This is a genomic window from Azospirillum sp. TSO5 (assembly GCF_003116065.1).
Classification (GTDB): domain Bacteria; phylum Pseudomonadota; class Alphaproteobacteria; order Azospirillales; family Azospirillaceae; genus Azospirillum.
In genome coordinates, this window is the sequence record NZ_LGQY01000115.1 from 21,840 (window position 1) to 43,059 (window position 21,220).

At 66.6% G+C, this 21,220-nt stretch carries 17 protein-coding genes and 1 pseudogene; 8 read left to right on the plus strand and 10 right to left on the minus strand.

What is annotated here, in order from left to right; all coding sequences use genetic code 11:
* Positions 1 to 3 precede the first annotated feature (3 nt).
* Positions 4 to 3,048 carry a transglycosylase domain-containing protein gene (locus TSO5_RS25140; RefSeq protein ID WP_109154192.1) on the minus strand — a complete coding sequence of 1,015 codons (3,045 nt, stop codon included), beginning with the start codon at positions 3,046 to 3,048 and terminating at the stop codon, positions 4 to 6.
* 96 nt (positions 3,049 to 3,144) lie between these two features.
* Complete coding sequence (hisS, locus tag TSO5_RS25145; RefSeq protein ID WP_109154193.1) at positions 3,145 to 4,494, minus strand: histidine--tRNA ligase; 1,350 nt, start codon at positions 4,492 to 4,494, stop codon at positions 3,145 to 3,147.
* Between the two features lie 205 nt (positions 4,495 to 4,699).
* Between hisS and TSO5_RS25150 the strand changes: the two genes are divergently transcribed.
* A complete protein-coding gene (locus TSO5_RS25150) occupies positions 4,700 to 5,293 on the plus strand; it encodes a hypothetical protein (RefSeq protein ID WP_109154194.1) in 594 nt (197 codons plus the stop codon).
* A gap of 168 nt (positions 5,294 to 5,461) precedes the next feature.
* Positions 5,462 to 6,517: a dihydroorotase gene (gene pyrC, locus TSO5_RS25155; protein ID WP_109154195.1), complete on the plus strand. Its 1,056-nt coding sequence runs from the start codon at positions 5,462 to 5,464 to the stop codon at positions 6,515 to 6,517.
* Positions 6,518 to 6,676: 159 nt separating this feature from the next.
* Here pyrC and TSO5_RS25160 read toward each other — a convergent pair whose 3' ends face one another.
* Complete coding sequence (locus TSO5_RS25160) at positions 6,677 to 7,078, minus strand: nucleotidyltransferase domain-containing protein (protein WP_109154196.1); 402 nt, start codon at positions 7,076 to 7,078, stop codon at positions 6,677 to 6,679.
* 44 nt (positions 7,079 to 7,122) lie between these two features.
* Positions 7,123 to 8,742, minus strand: a complete 1,620-nt coding sequence (gene xseA, locus TSO5_RS25165) for an exodeoxyribonuclease VII large subunit (RefSeq protein WP_109154197.1) — start codon at positions 8,740 to 8,742, stop codon at positions 7,123 to 7,125.
* Positions 8,743 to 8,815: 73 nt separating this feature from the next.
* On the opposite strand from xseA, the gene purD reads away from it, so the two are divergent.
* Positions 8,816 to 10,102: a phosphoribosylamine--glycine ligase gene (purD, locus tag TSO5_RS25170; protein ID WP_109073899.1), complete on the plus strand. Its 1,287-nt coding sequence runs from the start codon at positions 8,816 to 8,818 to the stop codon at positions 10,100 to 10,102.
* A gap of 63 nt (positions 10,103 to 10,165) precedes the next feature.
* Here the strand turns inward: purD and TSO5_RS25175 are convergent, their stop codons facing one another.
* Positions 10,166 to 11,671, minus strand: a complete 1,506-nt coding sequence (locus TSO5_RS25175) for a PAS domain-containing protein (protein WP_109154198.1) — start codon at positions 11,669 to 11,671, stop codon at positions 10,166 to 10,168.
* 242 nt (positions 11,672 to 11,913) lie between these two features.
* The gene (locus TSO5_RS25180) at positions 11,914 to 12,366 is read right to left on the minus strand and encodes a nucleoside deaminase (RefSeq protein WP_109154199.1); all 453 of its coding nucleotides are present in this window, start codon (positions 12,364 to 12,366) and stop codon (positions 11,914 to 11,916) included.
* 105 nt (positions 12,367 to 12,471) lie between these two features.
* Here TSO5_RS25180 and TSO5_RS33495 point away from each other — a divergent pair.
* The 3 genes and pseudogenes from TSO5_RS33495 to oxlT all read left to right on the plus strand — a co-directional run.
* A pseudogene (locus TSO5_RS33495) lies at positions 12,472 to 13,239 on the plus strand (pseudouridine synthase); the annotation flags it as partial.
* A gap of 640 nt (positions 13,240 to 13,879) precedes the next feature.
* A complete protein-coding gene (rsmD, locus tag TSO5_RS25190) occupies positions 13,880 to 14,440 on the plus strand; it encodes a 16S rRNA (guanine(966)-N(2))-methyltransferase RsmD (RefSeq protein ID WP_109154211.1) in 561 nt (186 codons plus the stop codon).
* A gap of 661 nt (positions 14,441 to 15,101) precedes the next feature.
* Positions 15,102 to 16,445: an oxalate/formate MFS antiporter gene (gene oxlT, locus TSO5_RS25195; RefSeq protein WP_109154201.1), complete on the plus strand. Its 1,344-nt coding sequence runs from the start codon at positions 15,102 to 15,104 to the stop codon at positions 16,443 to 16,445.
* Positions 16,446 to 16,538: 93 nt separating this feature from the next.
* Here the strand turns inward: oxlT and TSO5_RS25200 are convergent, their stop codons facing one another.
* Entirely contained in the window at positions 16,539 to 16,760 is a 222-nt protein-coding gene (locus tag TSO5_RS25200) for a hypothetical protein (RefSeq protein WP_109154202.1), read from the minus strand.
* 314 nt (positions 16,761 to 17,074) lie between these two features.
* Here TSO5_RS25200 and TSO5_RS25205 point away from each other — a divergent pair, with 314 nt between their 5' ends.
* Positions 17,075 to 18,760, plus strand: a complete 1,686-nt coding sequence (locus TSO5_RS25205) for an alpha-amylase family protein (protein WP_109154203.1) — start codon at positions 17,075 to 17,077, stop codon at positions 18,758 to 18,760.
* A 12-nt stretch (positions 18,761 to 18,772) separates the two neighbouring features.
* Here TSO5_RS25205 and TSO5_RS25210 read toward each other — a convergent pair whose 3' ends face one another.
* Positions 18,773 to 19,180: a helix-turn-helix domain-containing protein gene (locus TSO5_RS25210; RefSeq protein WP_109154204.1), complete on the minus strand. Its 408-nt coding sequence runs from the start codon at positions 19,178 to 19,180 to the stop codon at positions 18,773 to 18,775.
* Positions 19,181 to 19,312: 132 nt separating this feature from the next.
* On the opposite strand from TSO5_RS25210, the gene TSO5_RS25215 reads away from it, so the two are divergent.
* On the plus strand, positions 19,313 to 19,924 hold the full coding sequence (locus TSO5_RS25215) for an NAD(P)-dependent oxidoreductase (RefSeq protein ID WP_109154205.1): 612 nt from the start codon (positions 19,313 to 19,315) through the stop codon (positions 19,922 to 19,924).
* Positions 19,925 to 19,980: 56 nt separating this feature from the next.
* Here TSO5_RS25215 and TSO5_RS25220 read toward each other — a convergent pair whose 3' ends face one another.
* Together TSO5_RS25220 and TSO5_RS32385 are read right to left on the minus strand one after the other, a co-directional pair.
* The gene (locus TSO5_RS25220) at positions 19,981 to 20,355 is read right to left on the minus strand and encodes a helix-turn-helix domain-containing protein (RefSeq protein ID WP_109154206.1); all 375 of its coding nucleotides are present in this window, start codon (positions 20,353 to 20,355) and stop codon (positions 19,981 to 19,983) included.
* Between the two features lie 47 nt (positions 20,356 to 20,402).
* Positions 20,403 to 20,765 (minus strand): hypothetical protein, encoded by a 363-nt coding sequence (locus TSO5_RS32385; protein ID WP_146203837.1) that lies wholly within the window; start codon positions 20,763 to 20,765, stop codon positions 20,403 to 20,405.
* Positions 20,766 to 21,220: the final 455 nt, after the last annotated feature.

Consider the following 21,220-nt stretch of genomic DNA (forward strand, 5'->3'; position numbering starts at 1 on the left):
GCCTTACAGGCCGGTGGGTGTTGTGCGCGTGTCGGCGGTGCGGGTGGCACCCTGGTCGATCAGCGGCTGCAGCGCCGGGGCGAGGCTTTTCAGAAGCTGGGCGGGCAGGGCGCTGGTGAAGCGGTAATTGTCGGCTTCCGGCCCATGGACGAAGGCGGTCATGGTGCCGAAGAAGCGGTCGCCGATGTAGAAGACGAAGGTCGCGGTGCGGTTGACCGCCTTCGATTCGATCAGCACGCCACCCGGTCCCCAGCGGTCCAGCCGATGGTCGCCGGTGCCGGTCTTGCCGCCCATAGGGATCGGCGCGCCGGACGGGTCCTTGAAGGAGCCCCAGACGCGCTTGGCGGTGCCGTTCTGCGCCACGTCCATCAGGGCCCGGCGCAGGGTGGCGCAGACCTCGGGTCGCAGCACGCGCTCGCCCTTCAGCGGCCCCAGTCCCAGCTTCGCCTCGTAAGGCGTGCCGGCGGCGAAATGCAGTGAGCGGATCTTCACCGTCGGTTGGCGCACCCCGTCGTTCAGGATCAGCCCCATCAGCTCCGCCAGCGCCGCCGGGCGGTCGGCCGAGCTGCCGATGGCGGTCGCCAGCGACGGCACCAGCGTTTCGAACGGATAGCCAACGCTGCGCCACTGGGCGGTGATGCGCTGGAACGCCTCCTCCTCCAGCCCGATTCGGATGCGGGTGTTCTGGGCGGCCATGCCCTTCTTGAACAGCCAGCGATAGCTTTCCTGGCGTTCGTCGGCGCTGGCCGCCAGCACCTCGGATCGCGTGGCGCCGGGATGCTGCTGGAGATAGGCGACCAGCCACAGCTCCAGCGGATGGACGCGGGCCAGATAACCCAGATCGTTCAGCGGGAAGCGGTCCGGCCCGTATTTGGCGTAGAGCGCCGAAAGCTGCCCGTCGGACAACGCCATCTTCGGCAGCCGGGCGCGCAGGAAGGCGGAGAACTCGGCCAGCCCGGCCTTGGGCCGCACGCTGCGGAAGATCACCGCCAGCCGGTGCGGCACCGGACGTGAGCGGGTCGCCAGCCGGGCCAGCGCCTCGTCCGGCGTGCGCTTGCGGTAGTCGTTGTAGAAGCGGTTGAGGAAATCCGACCCTTCGCGGTCGGCGAAGCGGGCGAGATAGGCCTGCCGGGCCGGATGGTCGGGCGAGCGCAGGATGTCGGCGCCGTCGTCCGCCCCCTCGTCCATATAGAACTGGACGACGTCGCGCATCAGCCGGATGAAGGGCAGGTTGACGCTGTTCCGCAACGCCTCCTGCACGGTCAGGATGCGGCCGTTGTCGTCCTTGTTGAAGTTGACGAAGCTGTGCTGGCCGCCGCCGGTGAAGAACACCTCGCCGGGACCGGCGGAATAGCGCCGCTCCATCGCCGCGTCCAGCATGGCCGGCAGCCGGCGGTCGGGGGAGGCGGCAAGCCAGGAGGTGGCCCAGCGGGTCAGATTGTCCGATGCCTCGTCCTCGACATCGGCCAGCAGTTCTTTCGGCAGGTGGGCATAGCGGCTGTGCAGTTCGGCGACGATCTCCAGATAGGTGGTCAGCGTGCGCAGCTTGGCGGTGGAGCCGAGATCGAGCTTGGCCCCGTCGTTGATGTCCAGCGGCTGGTCGAGGTTGTCGGCCTGGACGCGCAGGTAATTGGCCTCAGGACCCCGCTCGTACAGCGTGATCGAATAGACCAGCTTGGACAGGTCGTTGTTGCGGGCGTCGAGCAGCCGTTCGCCGGTCAGCCCGAGCGAGCGGGCAAAGTCGGGCTCGTTCAGCTTGCCCAGCACCTCCACCACGCGGGCCTGCGTCTCCGCATCCAGGGTGGATTGCGCGGTGAGGTCGATCCGGTCGAGCGCATAGAGGTTGGAGACGCCGAGCATGCCCAGCAACCGGGCGCGGATGGCGTTGGTCGCCTTCTGCTCGACGAAGGAGGTGGCGGGGGCGGTCGGCGCCTCTTCGCGGAAGGCCAGCGGCGTGGCCAGCGCCGCGTCACGCAACGCCGGATCGATCACCCCGGCCTGAGCCAGCGCCCGCAGGTGGGCATTTGCCAGCCGGTCGAGGGCGGCGCGGTCCTGGATCAGGTAATGGGAGGGCCGTCGCTGCGCCAGCAGCAGGGCCAGAACCTGCTTGTAGGCCAGCGCCTTCAGTTTCAGCGTACGTGGGTCGGTTGCCGGTTCGCTCAGCACGCGCTTGGCGATGGACAGGTCGGTGCCGAACCAGGCCCATAACCCGTCGCCCAGCCCGTTCACCTCGCCGAAGCCGGCCCGCGCGGTCAGCGGGGTGGAGTTCAGGTAATCGACCAGGATGCGGCGGCGGGCCTGCGTGGTGTCCTCGCCGTCGCTGTAGGCGCGGACGCTGGCCGACGCCATCTGGCGCAGCTTCTCCACACTGCCGGTGGTCTGTCCGTCGGGCGAATGGCGGTACTTCTCGATCTGGGTGGCGAGCGTCGAGCCGCCGGGGGAGCGCTGACCCGGCCGGACCATCTGCAAGGGCAGCATCGCCACCGCCGCGCCGAAGCGGTCCCATTCCACCGCCGGATTGCGGCGCGGCTGGTCGGCGTCCAGCAACTCGCGGTTCTCGATGAACAGCAGCGTGTCGGAGACCAGCCTCGGCACGTCATCGAAGCCGTCGAACACCCGTTCGGGATAGCGCGCCGAATACATGACCGCGCCGTTGCGGTCGAGCAGGGTCAGCCCGGCCTGTGTCTTCTCACGGTAGATCGGAAAGCCGCCGCCGGCCATGAAACGGTCGAGCGACGGCGACAGCACCGCCTGCCGTTCGACCGCATAGAGATCATGGGTCAGCGCGTCGAGATAGCCGGGCAGGGCGGTGTAGCCGAGCCGTTCGCTGTACGGCCCATGCTTGGGATAGCGCGCCTGGGGGTTGGGGCCTTCACGCAGGGAGACGGTCATCGACTGTGCGACACCGGAGAGCAGCCGGGCCTGGAGACGCGAGGTCTGCATCTCCTGCCACCCGGCATAGCCGGCGGCGGCCACGGTGGTCGCCAGCGTCGCGCCGATCGCCGCCCGCCGGGCCCAGCGCCCAACCTGCATCCACCCCTTGGCCATATCGGAAGCGAACCCCCTGCCGCCCGACTCACACGGTCGGTGTAAGCCGGAACGATAGGGGATTTATGGTTAACGGGGAGTTTAAGGCGGTACTCCTCACCCCTCCAGCAGCACCTTCGCCCGCGCCGCCAGTTCGGCCAGCGGGACCTCGACCTGCTCGCCCTTGACCAGATGCTTCAGGGTCGCGGTGCCGCGGGTCTTCTCGTCGGAGCCCATCAGTAGGACGACGGGGATGCCGGCGCGGTCGGCATACTTCATCTGCTTGGCGATCTTGCCGCCATCCAACTGGATTTCCGTGTTGATGCCGGCGGCGCGCAGCTCGCTGGCCATGCGGAAATAATCGGCGGAGAGGGCAGGGTCCATCTGGGTCACCAGCACCTGGGCGGTGGGGGCGGCGTCCTTGATGATGCCGGCCTCCATCAGCTGGTAGAACAGGCGGGTGGCGCCGATGGAGATGCCGACGCCCGGCAGCTTCGACTTGGTGTAGTGGCTGGCGAGATTCTCGTAGCGCCCGCCGGAGCAGACCGAGCCGATGCCGGGATGGTCGTTCAGGAAGGTCTCGTAGACGGTGCCGGTGTAGTAATCCAGCCCGCGCGCGATGGCGAGGTTGATGCGCACCGTGCCCTCCGGCACCTGGAAGGCCTTCAGCCCCTCGATGACGGTGGTCAGTTCGCCGACGCCTTCGCGGAAGATGGCGTTCTCGATGTCGAGCGCGCCGAGTGCGGCCAGCGTTTCGGCGTTCGTGCCCTTCATGTCGATCAGCGACAGGATGGTGTCGGCGGCATGCTCGGTCACGCCAAGGCCCAGGAGGCTCGCGCGCACCTTGTCGCGGCCGATCTTGTCCAGCTTGTCGATCTCGCGCAGAACCAGGACGCGGGTGTCGGCGTCGGCAACGCCCAGACCGTCGAGCAGGCCCAGCAGGATCTTGCGGTTGTTCACGTTGATGGTGAAGCCGCCGAAGTTCAGCTCGGTGAAGACATGGTGGATGACTGCCGGAATCTCGGCATCGTAATGGGCGGACAGGCTGTCCTTGCCGATCACGTCGATGTCGCACTGGTAGAATTCGCGGAAGCGCCCGCGCTGCGCCCGCTCGCCGCGGTAGACCCGCTGGATCTGGTAGCGGCGGAAGGGGAAGGCGAGGTCGCGCTCATGCTCAGCCACATAGCGGGCGAGCGGCACGGTCAGGTCGAAGCGCAGGGCCAGTTCCGGCTTGTTGCCCTGCTGGATGGCGCCGGTGGACTGGACGAAATAGACCTGCTTCTCCGTCTCGCCACCCGATTTGGTCAGCAGCGTGTCCACCGTCTCGAACACCGGGGTTTCGACGGGGACGAAGCCGAACCGCTCATAGCCGCGGCGGATGGTGTCCAGCATGCGCTGGAAGGCCACCTGCTGGCGCGGCAGCAGCTCCATCGTTCCGGGCGGGGTGCGGGGCGTGATCAGGCTCATCGGAGAGGGTCCGCGCTTGGATAGGAAAAGCGTGCGTTTTCTAGCCCCTTTCGCCGGCCCCGTCACCTGCGCCCAAAAAGGCTGGGATAAATTTTTCAGTTGGGGCGAAAATTTTTTGGAAGGGCGTGGAATGAACGGCAGTGGGGCGGCGTTCATCTAAGCACGATCCCGCAGCGCGGATCGTTCACCGAAATGGAGAAACCAAATGTCCGGCACCATCTTTGGGTCGCGTATCCGCTCGTCCGTTTCGACCCTTGCGTTTGCCGCTCTGATGGCGGCAGCCCCCGTGCTGAGCGCGGGTGCCGCAACGGTCGTTCCGGCCGCCCCGGCCGCGTCCGCCCCCGCCGCGACGACCGACTCCACCACGACTGCGCCGAAGGTCGAGCAGAAGACCGACCATAAGGCCGTTACCAAGAGCGAGGCTACCAAGACCGAAGCCACCAAGACCGAAGCCACCAAGCACGAAGCTCCGAAGGCCGACGCCACCAAGGCCGATGCCGCCAAGACCAAGCATGAGCAGGTCGCGGCCACGCCGAAGGCCGAGGTGACCAAGACTCAGGCCGATGCCGTCGCCAAGGAACTGGGCGCCAAGCCGACCGAGCAGCTGACGGTCCAGCTCGGCAAGTATCACGAGCAGATGCTGGCCGCCCATGCGCTGAAGGACAGCGCCGCCCGCGACAAGGCGGTGGCTGAGGCGCGGCAGCAGCTCGCCAGCATCGGCGGCAAGCCGGTGACCGCCGAGCAGGCCGCGAAGATCGACGGCATCCTCGGCCTGAAGACCTCGACCACCATCCAGTAAAGCTGCATTCCGGCTGCGCCTGCCCACCCGCCAACGCCGGCCGGCGGGTGGGCAGGCGCTCCGGCACGAGGATGCGGCGTCCCGGTTCTGTTGAGATGCGGCGGCGATGGCGATAGAACGTCGTCCAAGCTCGCCACCTTCCTCGACACCAGCGCCGGGACCCGATCCATGCCGAACGACCGTCTTGTCATCCGCCGTCCCGACGACTGGCATGTCCATCTGCGCGACGGCGCCATGTTGAAGGCGGTTCTGCCCTTCACCGCCCGCCAGTTCGGCCGCGCCATCGTGATGCCGAACCTGAAGCCGCCGGTGGCGACGGCCGCCGATGCCGTAGCCTATCGCGAGCGCATCCTGGATGCCCTGCCGGATGGCGTGGACTTCACCCCGCTGATGACCGCTTATCTGACCGACGGCACCGACGCCGCCGATCTGGCGCAGGGCTTCAAGGACGGGGTGTTCGCCGCCGCCAAGCTCTATCCCGCCAACGCCACCACCAACAGCGCCCATGGCGTCACCGACATCGCCCGCATCGCCCCGGTCCTGGAGCGCATGGCGGAGATCGGCATGCCGCTGCTGATCCATGGCGAGGTGACCGACCAGTCGGTCGACATCTTCGACCGCGAGGCGGTGTTCATCGATACCATCCTGGCCCCGCTGCTGGAGCGTCACCAGACCCTGCGCGTGGTGCTGGAGCATGTGACGACGGCCGACGCCGTGCAGTTCGTGCGGGCGCATGCCGCCAGCGGCCGGATCGGCGCCACCATCACCGCGCACCACCTGCTGATCAACCGCAGCCACATCTTCCAGGGCGGCATCCGCCCGCACCTCTACTGCCTGCCGATCGCCAAGCGCGAAACCCACCGGGTGGCGCTGGTCGAGGCGGCGATCTCCGGCGAGGGGCCGTTCTTCCTGGGCACCGACACTGCACCGCACACGGTCACGGCCAAGGAGGCCGCCTGCGGCTGCGCCGGCTGCTTCACCGCCGCCAACGCGCTGGAACTCTACGCCGAGGCCTTCGACGAGGCCGGTGCGCTCGACAAGCTGGAAGCCTTCGCCAGCCTGAACGGCCCGCGTTTCTACAACCTGCCGGTCAGCGAAGAGCGCGTGGCGCTGGAACGCCGCCCGTCGGTCACCCCCGACCTGATCCTGGTCAGCGAGGGCGACGCCGTCCTGCCCTTCCGCAGCGGCGAGACCCTGCGCTGGAGCTATGCGGGGGCGGTGTAAGGATCGGCATCCCGGTGGTGGAAGAAGTCGCTCCACCACCGGGATTTTTAAGCGGTGAAGTGGCGCGCCCGCTCGATCAGGATGGAAAGTCGTCGATCGACTGTTCGGCAGCGCCGGCCTCTTCTTCAGCCAAGGTCAGGAAAGCGGCGACGCGGCGGTTCATTGTTGGGCGCCGTCCGGCCGACGGTAGAGCTGCCGGCCTCGCGCGGCAGCGTAAGGCAGCGTGCCGGGGACGTCCCGCTCCGCCTCATAATCGCCGAGCAGGCAGGGCACTACGTCGCAGCCGATCCCCAAGCCGCGGACGGGAGCATAGGCGGTGTCGTAATCCAGCACAGCCTCGCCACGCTCGTCGGCGAAGATCACCAGCAGGTCGAAATCGCTGTCGGAGGCTGCCATGCCAGCGGCGCGGGAGCCGAACAGGCGGATTTCCAGTGGCGACAGCGCCTGTACCAGCCGGTCGCAGACCAACGTCAGAGCGGCCGCCTCGTCCGGCAGAGTCCCGCAATTGGCCCGTTTCGGCACTTGCCGCTCCGGTTCCGCCGAAACTCCGAACGCCGTCATTTGCCTGCCTCCGAGCCGCCTGCCAGTTTAACAGGCGACATCCCCTAAAACAAACTCCCCTGCACCGGAACCACCCGCGGCTTGCGCGGCGCCGTCTTCTTCTCCGGCTTAGGCTCCGCCGACGTCTCGGGCTTTGCCTCCGCTTTCGGGGCGCCGCCGTCGATGGTTGCGGCAACTTTGGTGTCATCGGCGAAGACGATGTTGACGGCCAGACCAGGTGTCGCCTGATCGGCGCGGGTCACGGGCCGGCCGTCGCGATCCTCGACCAGGGCGAAGCCGCGGGCCAGCACGCCCTTGTAGCTGTAACTTTCCAGCAATTGGCCGAGCGATGCCAGCTTCGCCGCCTTGTCGGCAACCCCCTTGGCATAGCTGCGGTCGAGGCGCGGTGTCAGGTCGGCGACGCGGCGCTCTCCATCCGCCAGCTTCACCCGCGCCGGGGTCAGCGACAGCCGGCCGGCGACGCGGTCGAACCGCCCGCCGGCGGTGGTCACCGCATGGCGCAGGGCCGAGTCGAGCGCCCGATTCTCCGACGACAACCTCTGTTCGGCCTGGGCCAGCTTTTCGCGCGGGTGGCGCAGCTTGGCGGCCAGTTCGCCGACACGGGTGCGTCGCCGCTCCAGCAGCGCGGAGGCGGCGAGGTTCAGCCGTTCGGCGCGGTCGTCCAGCCGCTGGGCATGGCTCTCCAGCAGGGCGCGGGGATCGCCCAGGCCACGGGCCAGCCCCTCCACCCGGTTGCGGCGGTCCTCCACCGCGCGCGATGCGCTGGCGAGCAGGCGGCGCTCATCGTCCAGGATCTGGGCGAGCAACTCGCCGCGCACCGGCACCGCCATCTCGGCGGCGGCGGTCGGGGTGGGCGCGCGCAGGTCGGACGCGAAGTCGATCAGGGTGGTGTCGGTCTCGTGCCCGACGGCGGAGATCAGCGGGATGGCGCTGGCCGCCGCGGCGCGCACCACATTCTCCTCGTTGAAGGCCATCAGGTCTTCCAGCGAGCCGCCGCCGCGCGCGACGATGATGAGGTCGGGGCGAGGCACCCGCTCACCCGGCTGGATGCGGTTGAAGCCCTCGATGGCCGCCGTCACCTCAGCCGCCGCGCGCTCACCCTGGACGGCGACCGGCCACAGCAGGACATGGCGGGGGAAGCGGTCGTTCAGCCGGTGCAGGATGTCGCGGATGACCGCGCCGGTGGGGGAGGTGACGACGCCGATCACGTCGGGCAGGAAGGGGATGCGCTTCTTGCGGCCAGGGTCGAACAGCCCCTCCGCCGCCAGCCGGCGCTTGCGCTCCTCCAGCATTTTCAGCAGGGCGCCTTCGCCGGCCAACTCCATCGACTCGACGATCAGCTGGTATTGCGAGCGGCCGGGGTAAGTGGTCATCCGTCCGGTGACGATGACTTCCAGCCCTTCCTCCGGCCGGACCGCCAGCTTCGCCATGGTGCCGCGCCAGCACACCGCCTCGATCACCGCGGTGTCGTCCTTGAGCCGCATGTAGCAGTGGCCGGAGCTGTGCTTCTTCGGCTGGCTGATCTCGCCGCGGACGCGGACGAAGCCGAATTCCTCCTCGATGCTGCGCTTCAGCCGGCGGGCGAGGTCGCCGACGGTGAATTCCGGCAGGTTGGAGCCGGGGCGCGGTTCGGGGGCGATCAGGGGTGCGTTGTCGGACGTCATGGCGCTCTTGAGTTGGGGCGCCGCCATGATACAAGGCGCGCAGTTCGCAACAAGGCGGAAGGAGCGCCACCCCATGAAAGTCCTCGTCGTCGGATCGGGCGGTCGTGAGCACGCGCTCTGCTGGGCCATTGCCAATTCGCCGCTGTGCGACGCGCTCTATTGCGCGCCGGGCAACGCCGGCATCGCCGATGTCGCCACGCTGGTTCCCATCGGGTCGGAAGACGTTGATGGGCTGGTGCGCTTCGTCCAGGACAACGCCATCGACTTCGTCGTCGTCGGTCCGGAAGGCCCGCTGGTGCTGGGTCTGGTCGACAAGCTGACCGCGCTGGGCGTCAAGGCCTTCGGCCCCAGCGCCGCGGCGGCGGAGCTTGAAGGCTCCAAGGGCTTCATGAAGGACATCCTGGCGAAGTACGGGGTGCCCACCGCCTTCTACGAGCGCTTCAAGGACCCGGAGGCCGCCAAGGCCTATGTCCGCAAGCATGGCGCGCCAATTGTGGTGAAGGCCGACGGTCTGGCCGCCGGCAAGGGCGTCACCGTCGCCCGAACCGAGCAGGAAGCCTTCGAGGCCATCGACGACGCGCTGGTCGGCGGCCGCTTCGGCGCCGCCGGTGCCGAGGTGGTGGTCGAGGAGTTCCTGGATGGCGAGGAGGTCAGCTTCTTCGCGCTGTGCGACGGCGAGAACGCGCTGCCGCTGGCTTCCGCCCAGGACCACAAGGCGGTCGGCGACGGCGACACCGGCCCCAACACCGGCGGCATGGGCGCCTACTCCCCGGCGCCGGTGCTGACCCCCGACCTGCAGGACCGCGTGATGCGCGAGATCATCCTGCCGACGGTCAAGGGCATGGCGGCGGAAGGCAAGCCGTTCAAGGGCGTGCTGTTCGCCGGCCTGATGATCATGCAGACGCCGGACGGTCCGGTGCCGAAGACGCTGGAGTTCAATGTCCGCTTCGGCGATCCGGAATGCCAGACGCTGATGATGCGGTTGAAGTCCGACGCGCTGGCGGCGCTGGTGGCGGCTGCCGATGGCGTGCTGGACAGCATCGACCTGCGCTGGCACGACCAGACCGCGCTGTGCGTGGTGATGGCGGCCAACGGCTACCCTGGCGACTATGCCAAGAACACCGAGATCCGCGGGCTGGACAAGGCCGGTGCGGTGGAGAATGTGACCGTCTTCCACGCCGGCACCAAGCGCGCCGAGGATGGCCGTGTGCTTTCGGTCGGCGGCCGGGTGCTGGGCGTCACCGCGCTGGCCCCGACGGTGGCCGAGGCGCAGGCGGCGGCCTACAAGGCGGTGGACGCGCTGGACTGGCCGGACGGCTTCTGCCGCCGCGACATCGGCTGGCGGGCGGTGGGGCGGTAAGGGCCGCTTCCGCTTCGACAGGAAACCGGGGGCGCATCGCTGCGCCCCCTTTTCATTTCAGCATCACGCCCGCAGCCGCTCCGATGCGGTGGCGATGTTCTGCGACACCACCTCGATGTCGCGGACCACGCGGGTGACGCTGTGGGCGATCTCCTTGGTCGCCGATTCCTGCTGCGACACGGCGGCGGCGATGGTCGTGGAGATCTGCTGAACGTCGGTGACGATGGCGCCGATGCGGCGGATGGCGTCGACCGCGTGCAGCGCCTCCTGCTGGACCGAGGCGATCTGCGCGGCGATGTCGTCGGCGGCGCTGCCGCTCTGCTGGGCCAGCGACTTCACCTCGTTCGCCACGACGGCGAAGCCGCGGCCGGCTTCTCCGGCGCGGGCGGCCTCGATGGTCGCGTTGAGCGCCAGCAGGTTGGTCTGCGAGGCGATGCTGTTGATCAGCTTGGTGATGGCGCCGATGCGCTCCGCCGAGGTGACCAAGGCTTCCACCGCGGCGTTGGTGCGCGACGCCTCTTCGGACGCCTTCAGCGAGGCACCCGACGCCTCGTTGGCGCGGTTGCTGATGTCGGAGATCGAGGCCGACAGCTCCTCCGTCGCGGCGGCGACGGTCTGGGCGTTGGCGGTGGCGCGGTCGGCGGCGGTGCCCACCTCGCGGTCCAGCGATTCGGCAAGTCCGGAGACGGTGCGGCGGCGCTCGCCGTCCATCTCCACCTGCCGCAGTTCGGACAGCTTCTCCGCATCGATGTCGATCAGCGATCCGCAGGCGCGCAACGCCACGCCGTTGTTGTCGCGGGCGACCCCGCCGATGGCGCGGAACCAGCGATAGCTGCCGTCCTTCACCTTCAGCCGGTAATCGACATCATAGCCGGTACGGCCGCTGCGGTCGTTCAGGCAGGCCATGAAGGCGTCGAAGGTCGGCTTGGCATCGTCCGGATGCAGCCGGTCGGCCCAGGAACCGACCTTATCCGGGAAGCCCGCCTTGTCGTCGCGGTCGAAGCCGGCGAGCCGGCGGAACTCCGGCGACCAATGCCAGCGGCTCTGCGCATGCATCGGATCGCCATTGTGGAAGACCGCGTCCCACAGCCCGACGCCGGCATGGCGGTCGAGCAGCTTTGCCCGCTCCAGTTCATTGCGTTCGGCGTCGATGTCGATCAGGGAACCGCAGGCGCGCAATGCCAGACCGCTGCTGTCGCGGGCGACGCCGCCGATGGCGCGGAACCAGCGATAGCTGCCGTCCTTCACCTTCAGCCGGTAATTCACATCGTAGCCGGTGCGTCCGCTGCGGTCGTTCAGGCAGGCCATGAAGGCGTCGAAGGTCGGCTTGGCGTCGTCCGGATGCAGCCGGTCGGCCCAGGAACCGACCTTGTCCGGGAAGCCCGCCTTGTCGTCGCGGTCGAAGCCGGCGAGACGGCGGAACTCCGGCGACCAGTGCCAACGGCTCTGCGCGTGCATCGGATCGCCGTTGTGGATCACCGCATCCCAAAGCCCGACACCCGCATGGCGCCCCAGCAGGGCCAGCTCTTCGGCGGCCTGATTGTCCTGCGGCTTGCGGAACGACAACATTTCGTAACTCCTGATGGCTGAAGGCGGTCAGGGCATCATGAGCATATATTCGCTAAACAAACACTTAACAGAGTGAACCGTATTTACACGAACTATATGCGTCGGTTGTTCCGGATGGGGGATTTTCACCTGTCTTTGCTATGGCATGAATTGCGGGGCATAAGCCTGACCGTTGCGCAATTCTATTGCATGGCGTCAGCAATAACATTGCGCAACGGAGCCGACTGAGACCCACGGGGCGCTCACCGCCGCTCCCTGAAGAACCCCCGCAGCAGCGCGCCGGCCCGTGTCTCGCCGATGCCGCTGTAGACCTCCGGCACATGGTGGCAGGTGGGCTGAGTGAAAAAGCGCGGACCGTGGTCCACCGCGCCGCCCTTTGGATCGTAGGCGCCGTAATAGACCCGCCGGATGCGGGCGAAGCTGATCGCCGCGGCGCACAGTGCGCAGGGTTCCAGCGTCACATAGAGGTCGCAGCCGGGCAGGCGGGGCTGGCCGCGGGCGGCGCAGGCCTCGCGGATCGCCAGCAACTCGGCATGGGCGGAGGGGTCGCACAGCTCCTCGGTCCGGTTGCCGGCGGTGGCGAGGACGGAGCCCGTCGCGGGGTCGATGACGACGGCGCCGACCGGCACCTCGCCACGTGCGGCGGCGGCCTCGGCGGCGGCGAAGGCGAGGTCCATATAGCGGGGAGACGGCATGGCCGGGCAAGGTGCCAACCCCGCCGTCGGCGCGTCAACCGGATTCCGGCGTCCGGGCACTGGACTCGTGTTGCGGGCGGCGCGTCCAGGCCCTATGGTCCGGCCATGGACCGCTCCGATACCGCCAAGAAATCCAAATCCGCCACCCCTGCCGCCGGCTCCGCTGCCGACGGCGGCGAACGCATCGCCAAGCGACTGGCGCGCGCCGGGCTCTGCTCGCGCCGCGACGCCGAACGCTGGATCGCCGAGGGCCGCGTCGCGGTCAACAGCCGCGTGCTCGACAGCCCCGCCTGCGTGGTGCGCCCCGGCGACATCGTGCAGGTCGACGGCAAGGTCATTCCGGAACCGGAGCCGGCCCGCCTGTGGCGCTATCACAAGCCGTCGGGGCTGGTCACCACCGCCCGTGACGAGAAGGGGCGCGAAACCGTCTTCGACCGCCTGCCGCCCGAGTTGCCGCGCGTGGTCTCCATCGGCCGTCTCGACCTGACGACCGAGGGGCTGCTGCTGCTGACCAACGACGGCGAACTGGCCCGCTTCCTGGAACTGCCGGCCACCGGCTGGACCCGCCGCTACCGCGTGCGCGTCTTCGGCGAGGTGGACGAGCGGCAACTGGCGGCGCTGGAGAAGGGGCCGACCATCGAAGGCGTCAAGTACGGTCCGATCGAGGCCGCGCTGGACCGCATCCAGGGCCGCAACGCCTGGCTGACCGTCAGCCTGAAGGAAGGCAAGAACCGCGAAATCCGCAAGGTCATGGAGTCGCTTGGGCTCCAGGTGAACCGGCTGATCCGCGTCGCCTACGGTCCCTTCCAGCTCGGCAAGCTGGAGGAGGGCGCCGTCGAGGAGGTGCCGAAGCGCGTCGTGCGCGAACAGATCGCCCCCTTCTTCGGCACGCCCGAAGGGGCGGAACCTGCCGAATCCGGGACCAAGCAGCGCGCCAAGGCCCGCGCCGATGCGGCGGTGAAGTCCGCTCCGGCGAAGGCGGCTTCCGGCGGCCGTCCGACCGGCAAGGCGGACGCCAAGACGGACGCCAAAACCGCTCCGAAGCGCGCGCCGCGCTCCGCCACCAAGCGGCACGAGGCCGAAGCCGCCCGCACCGAAGAGGCCAAGCCGGCCCGGCGCGGCGCATCGACCCGTGGCACCCTGTCTCTCGGCGGTGGTGCGGCGGCCAAGCCGGGTCGTCCCGGCAAGCCGGAAGGCGTGCGGTCCGACACCCGGCGGCCTGACGCAGGCCGGTCCGAGTCCCCGCGCTCCGAAGGCGCCCGTTCGCGGGATGCCAAGCCGAGGGACGCGAATCCCCGGGACGCCAAGCCGAGAGACGGCAAGGCTCCGGGCTTCAAGGCGGCCGAGTCCAAGGCGGCAGGACCCAAAACTGCGGGTCCCAAATCCACTGGCCCCAAATCCGCTGGCCCAAAGGGGAGCGGCCCGAAGGGTGCCGGCCCGGCGCCGCGGGGCGGGCCGAAGGGCGGGGGCGACAGGTCCGGTGGCGGTGCCGGCGGACGGACGGAGCGCCCGCGTGCGGATCGTCGGCGGTAAGCACCGCGGCCGCAGTCTGGTGGCGCCGGGCGGGCGCGACACCCGCCCCACCACCGACCGTACCCGGCAAGCCATCTTCAACATCCTGGCCCATGCCGACTGGGCGCCCGAGTTCGAGGGCGCCGCGGTCGTCGACGCCTTCTGCGGCACCGGCGCGCTGGGGCTGGAAGCCCTGTCGCGCGGGGCGTCCTGGTGCGGCTTCCTCGACATGGGCCGGCCGGCGCTGGACGCCGTGCGCGCCAATGTCGAGGCATTGCGCGAAGTGGCGAACGCCCAAATCCTGCGCGCCGACGCGACCAAGCCACCCCCGGCGTCCCACGCCTGCACGCTGGCCTTCCTCGACCCGCCCTATGGACAGGGGCTGGCGCCGCGTGCGCTGGAGGGGTTGCTGCGCGCCGGCTGGCTGGCCGACGGCGCGCTCGCGGTGGTTGAGGTTGCCGATCGCGACCCCTTGCCTCTTCCCGACGGTTTCACGGCGGTCGATGAACGCCGCTATGGCGACACCCGCGTCGCCTTCCTGACGGTCCGCCGCCCGGCCTGACCGCAGGGACGGACACCGCGGCCCCCTCCCCGGGGTTGCCGGTCCGCTGTTTCAATCCCCCGAGTTTCATTTTTTGCCGACCATGCCCAAAGGCCGGTGGTGACGCATCCCTTGCGTTCCAAGGCGGCCATCCGTGTTTTTCCATCATGCGGAAAGACGAAACGGACTGTTGAGTTCCAAAACAATCCGAGCAAAAGATCATGTGTCGCCGATGCGGTTCCTTATGGAAACGGCGGCATCTATCTATCTCCTAAGACTGCACACCCTCGTTCGAGGGGGCCGTGCAGGTACCGGCACGGCTTCTTTTTGCAGAACCTACGTCAAAGCGGGTGAACCGACACAAGAACCGGTGTGGACCGGGCATCCAGCGCGACGCGAGTTATAGCTTTTACTTTGTCTGACTGTATGCCTACGGCGTCGATCCGTCCGTCGGTGTCTTTTTGTCCCCGGTTTTGGCATACCAGATTACATATCTGGCATTCCTAAATCGGGACAATCGAACTCCGAGCGATTGTCGGCATCCGCGCCGAGTTCCGGAAAAGAACCGTCAGCAAGAGCGGTCCGTCCGGGTCATTCCGCAATCGTGATTGGCGTGCCGGTCCCCGGGAGAGGGGCCGCGCCGCCGGCTCAGGCAAGTTAAACGGGAGGCACGATGGCTCATATGAATTCACAACCGGCGGCATCGGCGCCGCCGGTGACCGATGCGGTCCGCTGGACGCAGATCGTCGTCGGCATCGTCTGCATGGTGGCGGCGGCCAACATCCAGTACGCCTGGACGCTGTTCGTCCCGGAAATCCAGGCAACCCATGGCTGGACGCGCGCATCGATCCAGACCGCCTTCACCATCTTCGTCGTCGTGCAGACGTGGCTGACGCCGATCGAGGGCTATTTCATCGACAAGTACGGCCCCCGTGTGATCGTCGCCGCCGGCGGCTTCTTCACCGGCCTGTCCTGGATCGTCGACAGCTATGCCGGCTCGCTCAGCATGCTGTATGTCGGTTCGGCCATCGGCGGCATCGGCGTCGGTTGCGTCTACGCCACCTGCGTCAACAACGCGCTGAAGTGGTTCCCGGAAAAGCGCGGTCTGGCGGTTGGCCTGACGGCGGGCGGCTATGGCGCCGGCTCGGCGCTCACCATCCTGCCGATCTCGGCGATGATCCACAGCAGCGGCTATCAGACCACCTTCTTCTGGTTCGGCCTGCTGCAGGGCGCCATCATCATCGCCGCCGCGCTGTTCCTGCGCATGCCGCAGAAGGAGCAGGTCAAGGCCTCCACCAAGGTTGCGCAGACCCGCCGCGACTACACGCTGGGCGAAGCGATCCGCACCCCGGTGTTCTGGGTGATGTGGGCGATGTTCATCGGCACCGTCACCGGTGGCCTGATGGCGGTGGCCCAGCTGGGCGTCATCGCCCACGATCTGGGCGTGAAGGAAGCCCCGGTCAGCGTCCTCGGCCTGACCATGGCGGCTCTGCCCTTCGCCCTGATGCTGGACCGCGTGATGAACGGCATCTCGCGCCCGCTGTTCGGCTTCATCTCGGATCACATCGGCCGTGAGGCGACCATGTTCGTCGCCTTCACGCTGGAAGGCGTCGGCATCATCATGCTGAGCCGCTTCGGCCACGACCCGATGATGTTCCTGATCCTCAGCGGCATGGTCTTCCTGGCCTGGGGCGAAGTGTACAGCCTGTTCAGCGCCACCTCGGCCGACACCTTCGGCACCAAGCATGCCGGCAAGATCTACGGCGTCCTGTACTGCGCCAAGGGTGTCGCGGCTCTGCTGGTGCCGATGGGCAACCTGCTGATGGAAGCCACCGGCACCTGGGCGACCGTGCTGTACGTCACCGCCACCATGGACCTGACCGCGGCGGCCTGTGCGCTGCTGGTTCTGAAGCCGATGCTGGCCCGCCACCATGCCCGCAACGCCGAACTGGCGCGCCGGGCCGAGCAGGGTGAAACCGGACATGCCGTGCCGGTCGGCGCCGCCGCCGGCACCGCCAACGGGTAAGGGGACGGTTGGGGGGCTGGTTCAGGGAACTGGCTGATGAAAACGGGCCGGGGATGCGCAAAGCACCCCGGCCCATTTCGTCGGCCGCATCATTCATTCGATCCAGAAAGGGCGGTCCTTGGCCTTGTCGGACTTCGCCTCATTCCGGGCCGCCTGCTGGAAGCGGTCGGAAGAGAACAGGATGCCCGGCTCTTCCTCCGTCTCCTCCTTCTCGGGCTCGATCACGGTGAAGCCGCCGCGGCCGCTGGCCATATAGACGGCGTGGCCGATCATGCCGGTCAGCGCGAGGAACAGAAGGGCCTGGGTCTCGATCATGGCGAAAACGTCCTTATCGGGGAGGGGAGGGCGTCGACAGGAACAACAGCGCATGACCGCAAACGGCATCCCCCGCAGACGGTGATCGCCCACGGTGACGGCCAAGTCATGCTGTGCTGCAACATAAGCAAACTGGCATGCCACCGCAAAAAGTTTTGCATGCCAGATGCCGGATGCCTGACCTGCAACTTTGCCGCAGGGTCTCCTACCGCCAAAGACCGGTCCTCCGCCGCAACCAAACCGGCCCTGCCGCTGTTCCCCGCCTGTCGGCCCCGCTTTTAGGGCCGGGGATCGGCAAAAGGGATGGAGCGGCCATGATCCGGGACCTTTGGTACAAGAACGCGGTCATCTACAATCTGTCGCTGTCGACCTTCATGGACGCCAACGCCGACGGCATCGGCGATTTCCAGGGGCTGCTGCGCCGGTTGGATTACCTGCAGGGGCTGGGGGTGACCTGCCTGTGGCTGGGGCCGTTCCAGACCTCGCCGATGAAGGACGGCGGCTATGACGTCGCCGATTACTACAGCGTCGATCCCCGCTACGGCACGCTGGGCGACTTCGTGGAGTTCACTCATGCCTGCGAGCAGCGCGGCATCCGCGTCATCATCGATCTGGTCATCAACCACACCTCCGACGAACATCCCTGGTTCAAGGACGCCTGCAGCGATCCCAACAGCAAGTATCGCGACTGGTACGTCTGGTCGGACAAGAAGCCGGAAAATGCCGACAAGGGCATGGTCTTTCCCGGCGTGCAGAAATCGACTTGGACTTATGACCGCGAAGCCAAGGCCTGGTACTTCCACCGCTTCTACAAGTTCCAGCCCGACCTGAACACCTCGCACCCGGAGGTGCATGCCGAACTTCTGAAGATCATGGGCTTCTGGATTCAACTGGGCGTCGCCGGGTTCCGGATGGATGCCGTGCCCTTCATCATCGCGGAAAAGGGGGCGGACATCGCCAAGCCGAAGGAGCAGTTCGGCATGCTGCGCAGTTTCCGCGAATTCGTGCAGTGGCGGCGCGGCGATGCCGTGCTGCTGGCGGAGGCCAACATCCTGCCGGAAGACGACCTGGAGTATTTCGGCGAGGACGGCGACCGCTGCCACATGATGTTCAATTTCCAGGTGAACCAGCACCTGTTCTATGCGCTGGCCACCGCCGATACCGGTCCGCTGGCCAAGGCGTTGGAGATCACCAAGCCGCGCCCGGCCACCGCGCAATGGGGCTGCTTCCTGCGCAACCATGACGAACTCGACCTCGGCCGGTTGACCGACGAGCAGCGCCAGGCGGTGTTCTCCGCCTTCGGGCCCGAAAAATCCATGCAGCTCTATGACCGCGGCATCCGGCGGCGGCTGGCGCCGATGCTGCACGACGACCGGCGGCGGATCGAGCTGGCTTACAGCCTGATGTTCACCCTGCCGGGGACGCCGGTCATCCGTTATGGCGATGAGATCGGCATGGGTGACGACCTGTCGCTGCCCGAACGCGAGTGCGCCCGCACGCCGATGCAATGGTCGGACGAACCGCATGGCGGCTTCACCAAGTCCGACGAACCGGAAAGCCCGGTCATCAGCGGCGGCGTCTTCGGGTTCGAGCGGATCAATGCCGCGATTCAGCGCCGCGATCCTGAATCACTGCTGAACTGGACCGAGCGCATCATCCGCATGCGCAAGGAGTGTCCGGAGATCGGCTGGGGCGACTTCCGCATCCTGAAGACCGGCCGGCCGGAGGTGCTGGCTCTCCGGTATGACTGGCGCAACAACGGCGTGGTGGTTCTGCACAACCTGTCGGACAAGCCCTGCGAGATCGTGCTGGACGTGGACGGGCACGGCGAATCCTGCCGGCTGGTCAACCTGCTGTCGGAGGACCACAGCGAACCCGACGCCGAGGGCCGCCACCGTCTGGTGATGGAGGCCTACGGCTATCGCTGGTTCCGGGTCGGCGGGCTGGATTACCTGCTGCGGCGGACGGAGGCGGACAAGAGGCCCGGCGAGGACGTTTAGGCGCGATCTTTTCTATGCGACATCCAGCCGGACCGGACCGTCCTCGTCCGTCCGGTCATAGGCGGCGCGGGCCTCCAGCATCTGTGCGATGTGGGTCTCGGCCCACACGCGCAGGGGCACCAGCGTTTCTGCCAGCGTCGCGCCCAGCGGCGTGATGGAATATTCGACGGTGACCGGCACGGTGGCGAAGACCTTGCGGCTGACCAACCCGTCGCGCTCCAGACTTTTCAAGGTCTGCGACAGCATCTTCTGCGAGATGCCCTCGATCTCGCGGCGCAACTGGTTGAAGCGCATCGGCCCTCCTTCCAGCAGACCGAGGATCAGCACCGTCCATTTGTCGGCGATCCGGTCCAGCGCTTGGCGCGTCGGGCAGGCGGATGCATAGGCGTTGCCATCCTGATCGGTTCTGCACTGGTGCACGACAAATCCCCCGGCAGCCGGCCGCCCGCGGTTACGCGCGGGTGACCATGTAACGAAAAGGTGCCTTCTTTACACCAGATTTCCAAACGGCCATCAAGTCACCATTGGAAACCTAGTGAAAGAACACCTGCCATGAACATCGCCATCATCGGTGCCGCCGGCCGCGCCGGCAGCCGCATCCAGGCCGAACTGCTGCGCCGCGGCCATAGCGTGACCGCCATCGTCCGCGACCCCGCCAAGGTCGCCGCTACCCCCGGCCTGACGGTGAAGGCCGGCGACGCCAACGACGCCGGGACGCTCGCCCCGCTGCTGGCCGGCCATGACGCGGTGGTCAGCGCCGTGATGTTCCTGATGGGCGATGCCGACAGCCTGATCGGCGCGGTGAAGGCATCGGGCGTGCCACGCTATCTGGTGGTCGGCGGTGCCGGCAGCCTGGAAGTGGCGCCGGGCGTGCGGGTTCTCGACCTGCCGGAATTCCCCGAAGCCTACAAGGCCGAAGCCACCAAGGGCGCCGAATTCCTCGACCGCCTGAAGGCCGAGCCCGCTTTGAACTGGACCTTCCTGTCGCCATCCGCCGAGTTCGTACTGGGCGAACGGACGGGCAAGTTCCGGCTGGGCAGCGACGCGCTGCTGGCGGACGGCGCGGGGCGCAGTTGGATCAGCTACGAGGACTTCGCCGTGGCGCTGGTCGACGAGATCGAGACGCCGAAGCACGAGCGCAAGCGGTTTACGGTGGGGTACTGAGGGCAGGCGGGCGGCGTTCGGAATGGGCGCCGCCCGTTTCGTATGTGAGAACCGTTTCAGGCCGCCCGCTGGACGGTATAGTCGCGCACCAGGATATCGACGGGGATATGCAGGCCCTCCGACAGCCGCCGGATCATCGGCAGGGTCAAGGCACGCTTGCGGTTCAGGATCTCGGCGACCCGGGCGCGGCTGCCGATCATCGGTTCCAGATCGTGCCGGGTCAGCCCGCGCTGTTCCATCATGAACTCGATGGCGCTGATCGGATCGCTTGGCGGGATCGGGTGGTTCGCCTCTTCATAGGCGTCCACCAGCATCATCAGGATTTCGAGCCGCGCACCGTCGGCGGTGTCGAGATCGGCCCCCCACAGGCGCTCGATTTCCTCCAGGGCGGCGGCATGGTCCTGATAGGACCGGATTGGGCGGATATCCATGATTACACCGTCCTTACGTCGATGGAGTCTTAAGTAATTGGAATTTCCTATTCAGAATTGTAACGCTGAACTTCCGCCTTTATGCGTCCCAATCCGCCCGCCTTTAACCATCCTTTATAACGACCTTTCGCCGCTCGCAAGGTAATGCCCATTAAATAAGCAACGGCAAGCGGGCTTTTACCAATATCATATAACCGGAAGCAAATTTCGACTCCACGCTTTGTCAAATGACCGTTTGACGGTATGTAATCATCACCATGTAATCGGCCAGAGCGCCGGTTTGTAGGATGCCTCGGGTCAAGATCTCCAGTTAATCCTGTTCCATTTAGGTCCAGCTCAGCGCTGAGGGTATTAATCCTCGACTTCTCTTTTTCTATTTGGGTAATGATAATGCGATGAAGTCTCTTCATCTCAGACTCAAAGGCTCTCTCGGAGAAATCAAAAACTAATGAATTAAATGATATTGGCACTATAAATCCTTTTGCTGCTCGTTCTAAAATTAAATCCCTATAACCGCGAATCCTTTCTAAGGCATGCCCTCTATATGCTTGGCCGCTGAAGGATGTGAAATCAATCGCTGTGTAAGATGGACTCACATCAGAAAATATGGATTGTATTCTGTGCGCAATGTCATTGCGATAATTAAGAAGAGTTTTTAATTCACCTACCTCTTCCTTGTCTAATAATCCTACTTTTAATGCGTAATTTATGGATGAGGTAATTTTTCTTCCATAATTTCTCCCACTCTCCGCTTTATGGTCAGGTGAGTCGGTAGTGTTTAATCGTGACTCTAGGGTTGTCTCCGAAATGTTAAAATTCTTGCTTCCCGTGTACTCGCATTTGTTATTGGGGAGTTCTTAATCAT

What these genes read in the sequence shown, in the direction of transcription:
- TSO5_RS25160 (WP_109154196.1), bottom strand. Translation starts at nt 7,078, where the DNA reads ATGACGGCGTTCGGAGTTTCGGCGGAACCGGAGCGGCAAGTGCCGAAA.
- TSO5_RS25150 (WP_109154194.1), top strand. Translation starts at nt 4,700, where the DNA reads ATGTCCGGCACCATCTTTGGGTCGCGTATCCGCTCGTCCGTTTCGACC.
- xseA (WP_109154197.1), bottom strand. Translation starts at nt 8,742, where the DNA reads ATGACGTCCGACAACGCACCCCTGATCGCCCCCGAACCGCGCCCCGGC.
- pyrC (WP_109154195.1), top strand. Translation starts at nt 5,462, where the DNA reads ATGCCGAACGACCGTCTTGTCATCCGCCGTCCCGACGACTGGCATGTC.
- TSO5_RS32385 (WP_146203837.1), bottom strand. Translation starts at nt 20,765, where the DNA reads ATGAAGAGACTTCATCGCATTATCATTACCCAAATAGAAAAAGAGAAG.
- purD (WP_109073899.1), top strand. Translation starts at nt 8,816, where the DNA reads ATGAAAGTCCTCGTCGTCGGATCGGGCGGTCGTGAGCACGCGCTCTGC.
- TSO5_RS25220 (WP_109154206.1), bottom strand. Translation starts at nt 20,355, where the DNA reads ATGGATATCCGCCCAATCCGGTCCTATCAGGACCATGCCGCCGCCCTG.
- TSO5_RS25180 (WP_109154199.1), bottom strand. Translation starts at nt 12,366, where the DNA reads ATGCCGTCTCCCCGCTATATGGACCTCGCCTTCGCCGCCGCCGAGGCC.
- TSO5_RS25205 (WP_109154203.1), top strand. Translation starts at nt 17,075, where the DNA reads ATGATCCGGGACCTTTGGTACAAGAACGCGGTCATCTACAATCTGTCG.
- TSO5_RS25140 (WP_109154192.1), bottom strand. Translation starts at nt 3,048, where the DNA reads ATGGCCAAGGGGTGGATGCAGGTTGGGCGCTGGGCCCGGCGGGCGGCG.
- TSO5_RS25215 (WP_109154205.1), top strand. Translation starts at nt 19,313, where the DNA reads ATGAACATCGCCATCATCGGTGCCGCCGGCCGCGCCGGCAGCCGCATC.
- hisS (WP_109154193.1), bottom strand. Translation starts at nt 4,494, where the DNA reads ATGAGCCTGATCACGCCCCGCACCCCGCCCGGAACGATGGAGCTGCTG.
- TSO5_RS25200 (WP_109154202.1), bottom strand. Translation starts at nt 16,760, where the DNA reads ATGATCGAGACCCAGGCCCTTCTGTTCCTCGCGCTGACCGGCATGATC.
- TSO5_RS25175 (WP_109154198.1), bottom strand. Translation starts at nt 11,671, where the DNA reads ATGTTGTCGTTCCGCAAGCCGCAGGACAATCAGGCCGCCGAAGAGCTG.
- oxlT (WP_109154201.1), top strand. Translation starts at nt 15,102, where the DNA reads ATGAATTCACAACCGGCGGCATCGGCGCCGCCGGTGACCGATGCGGTC.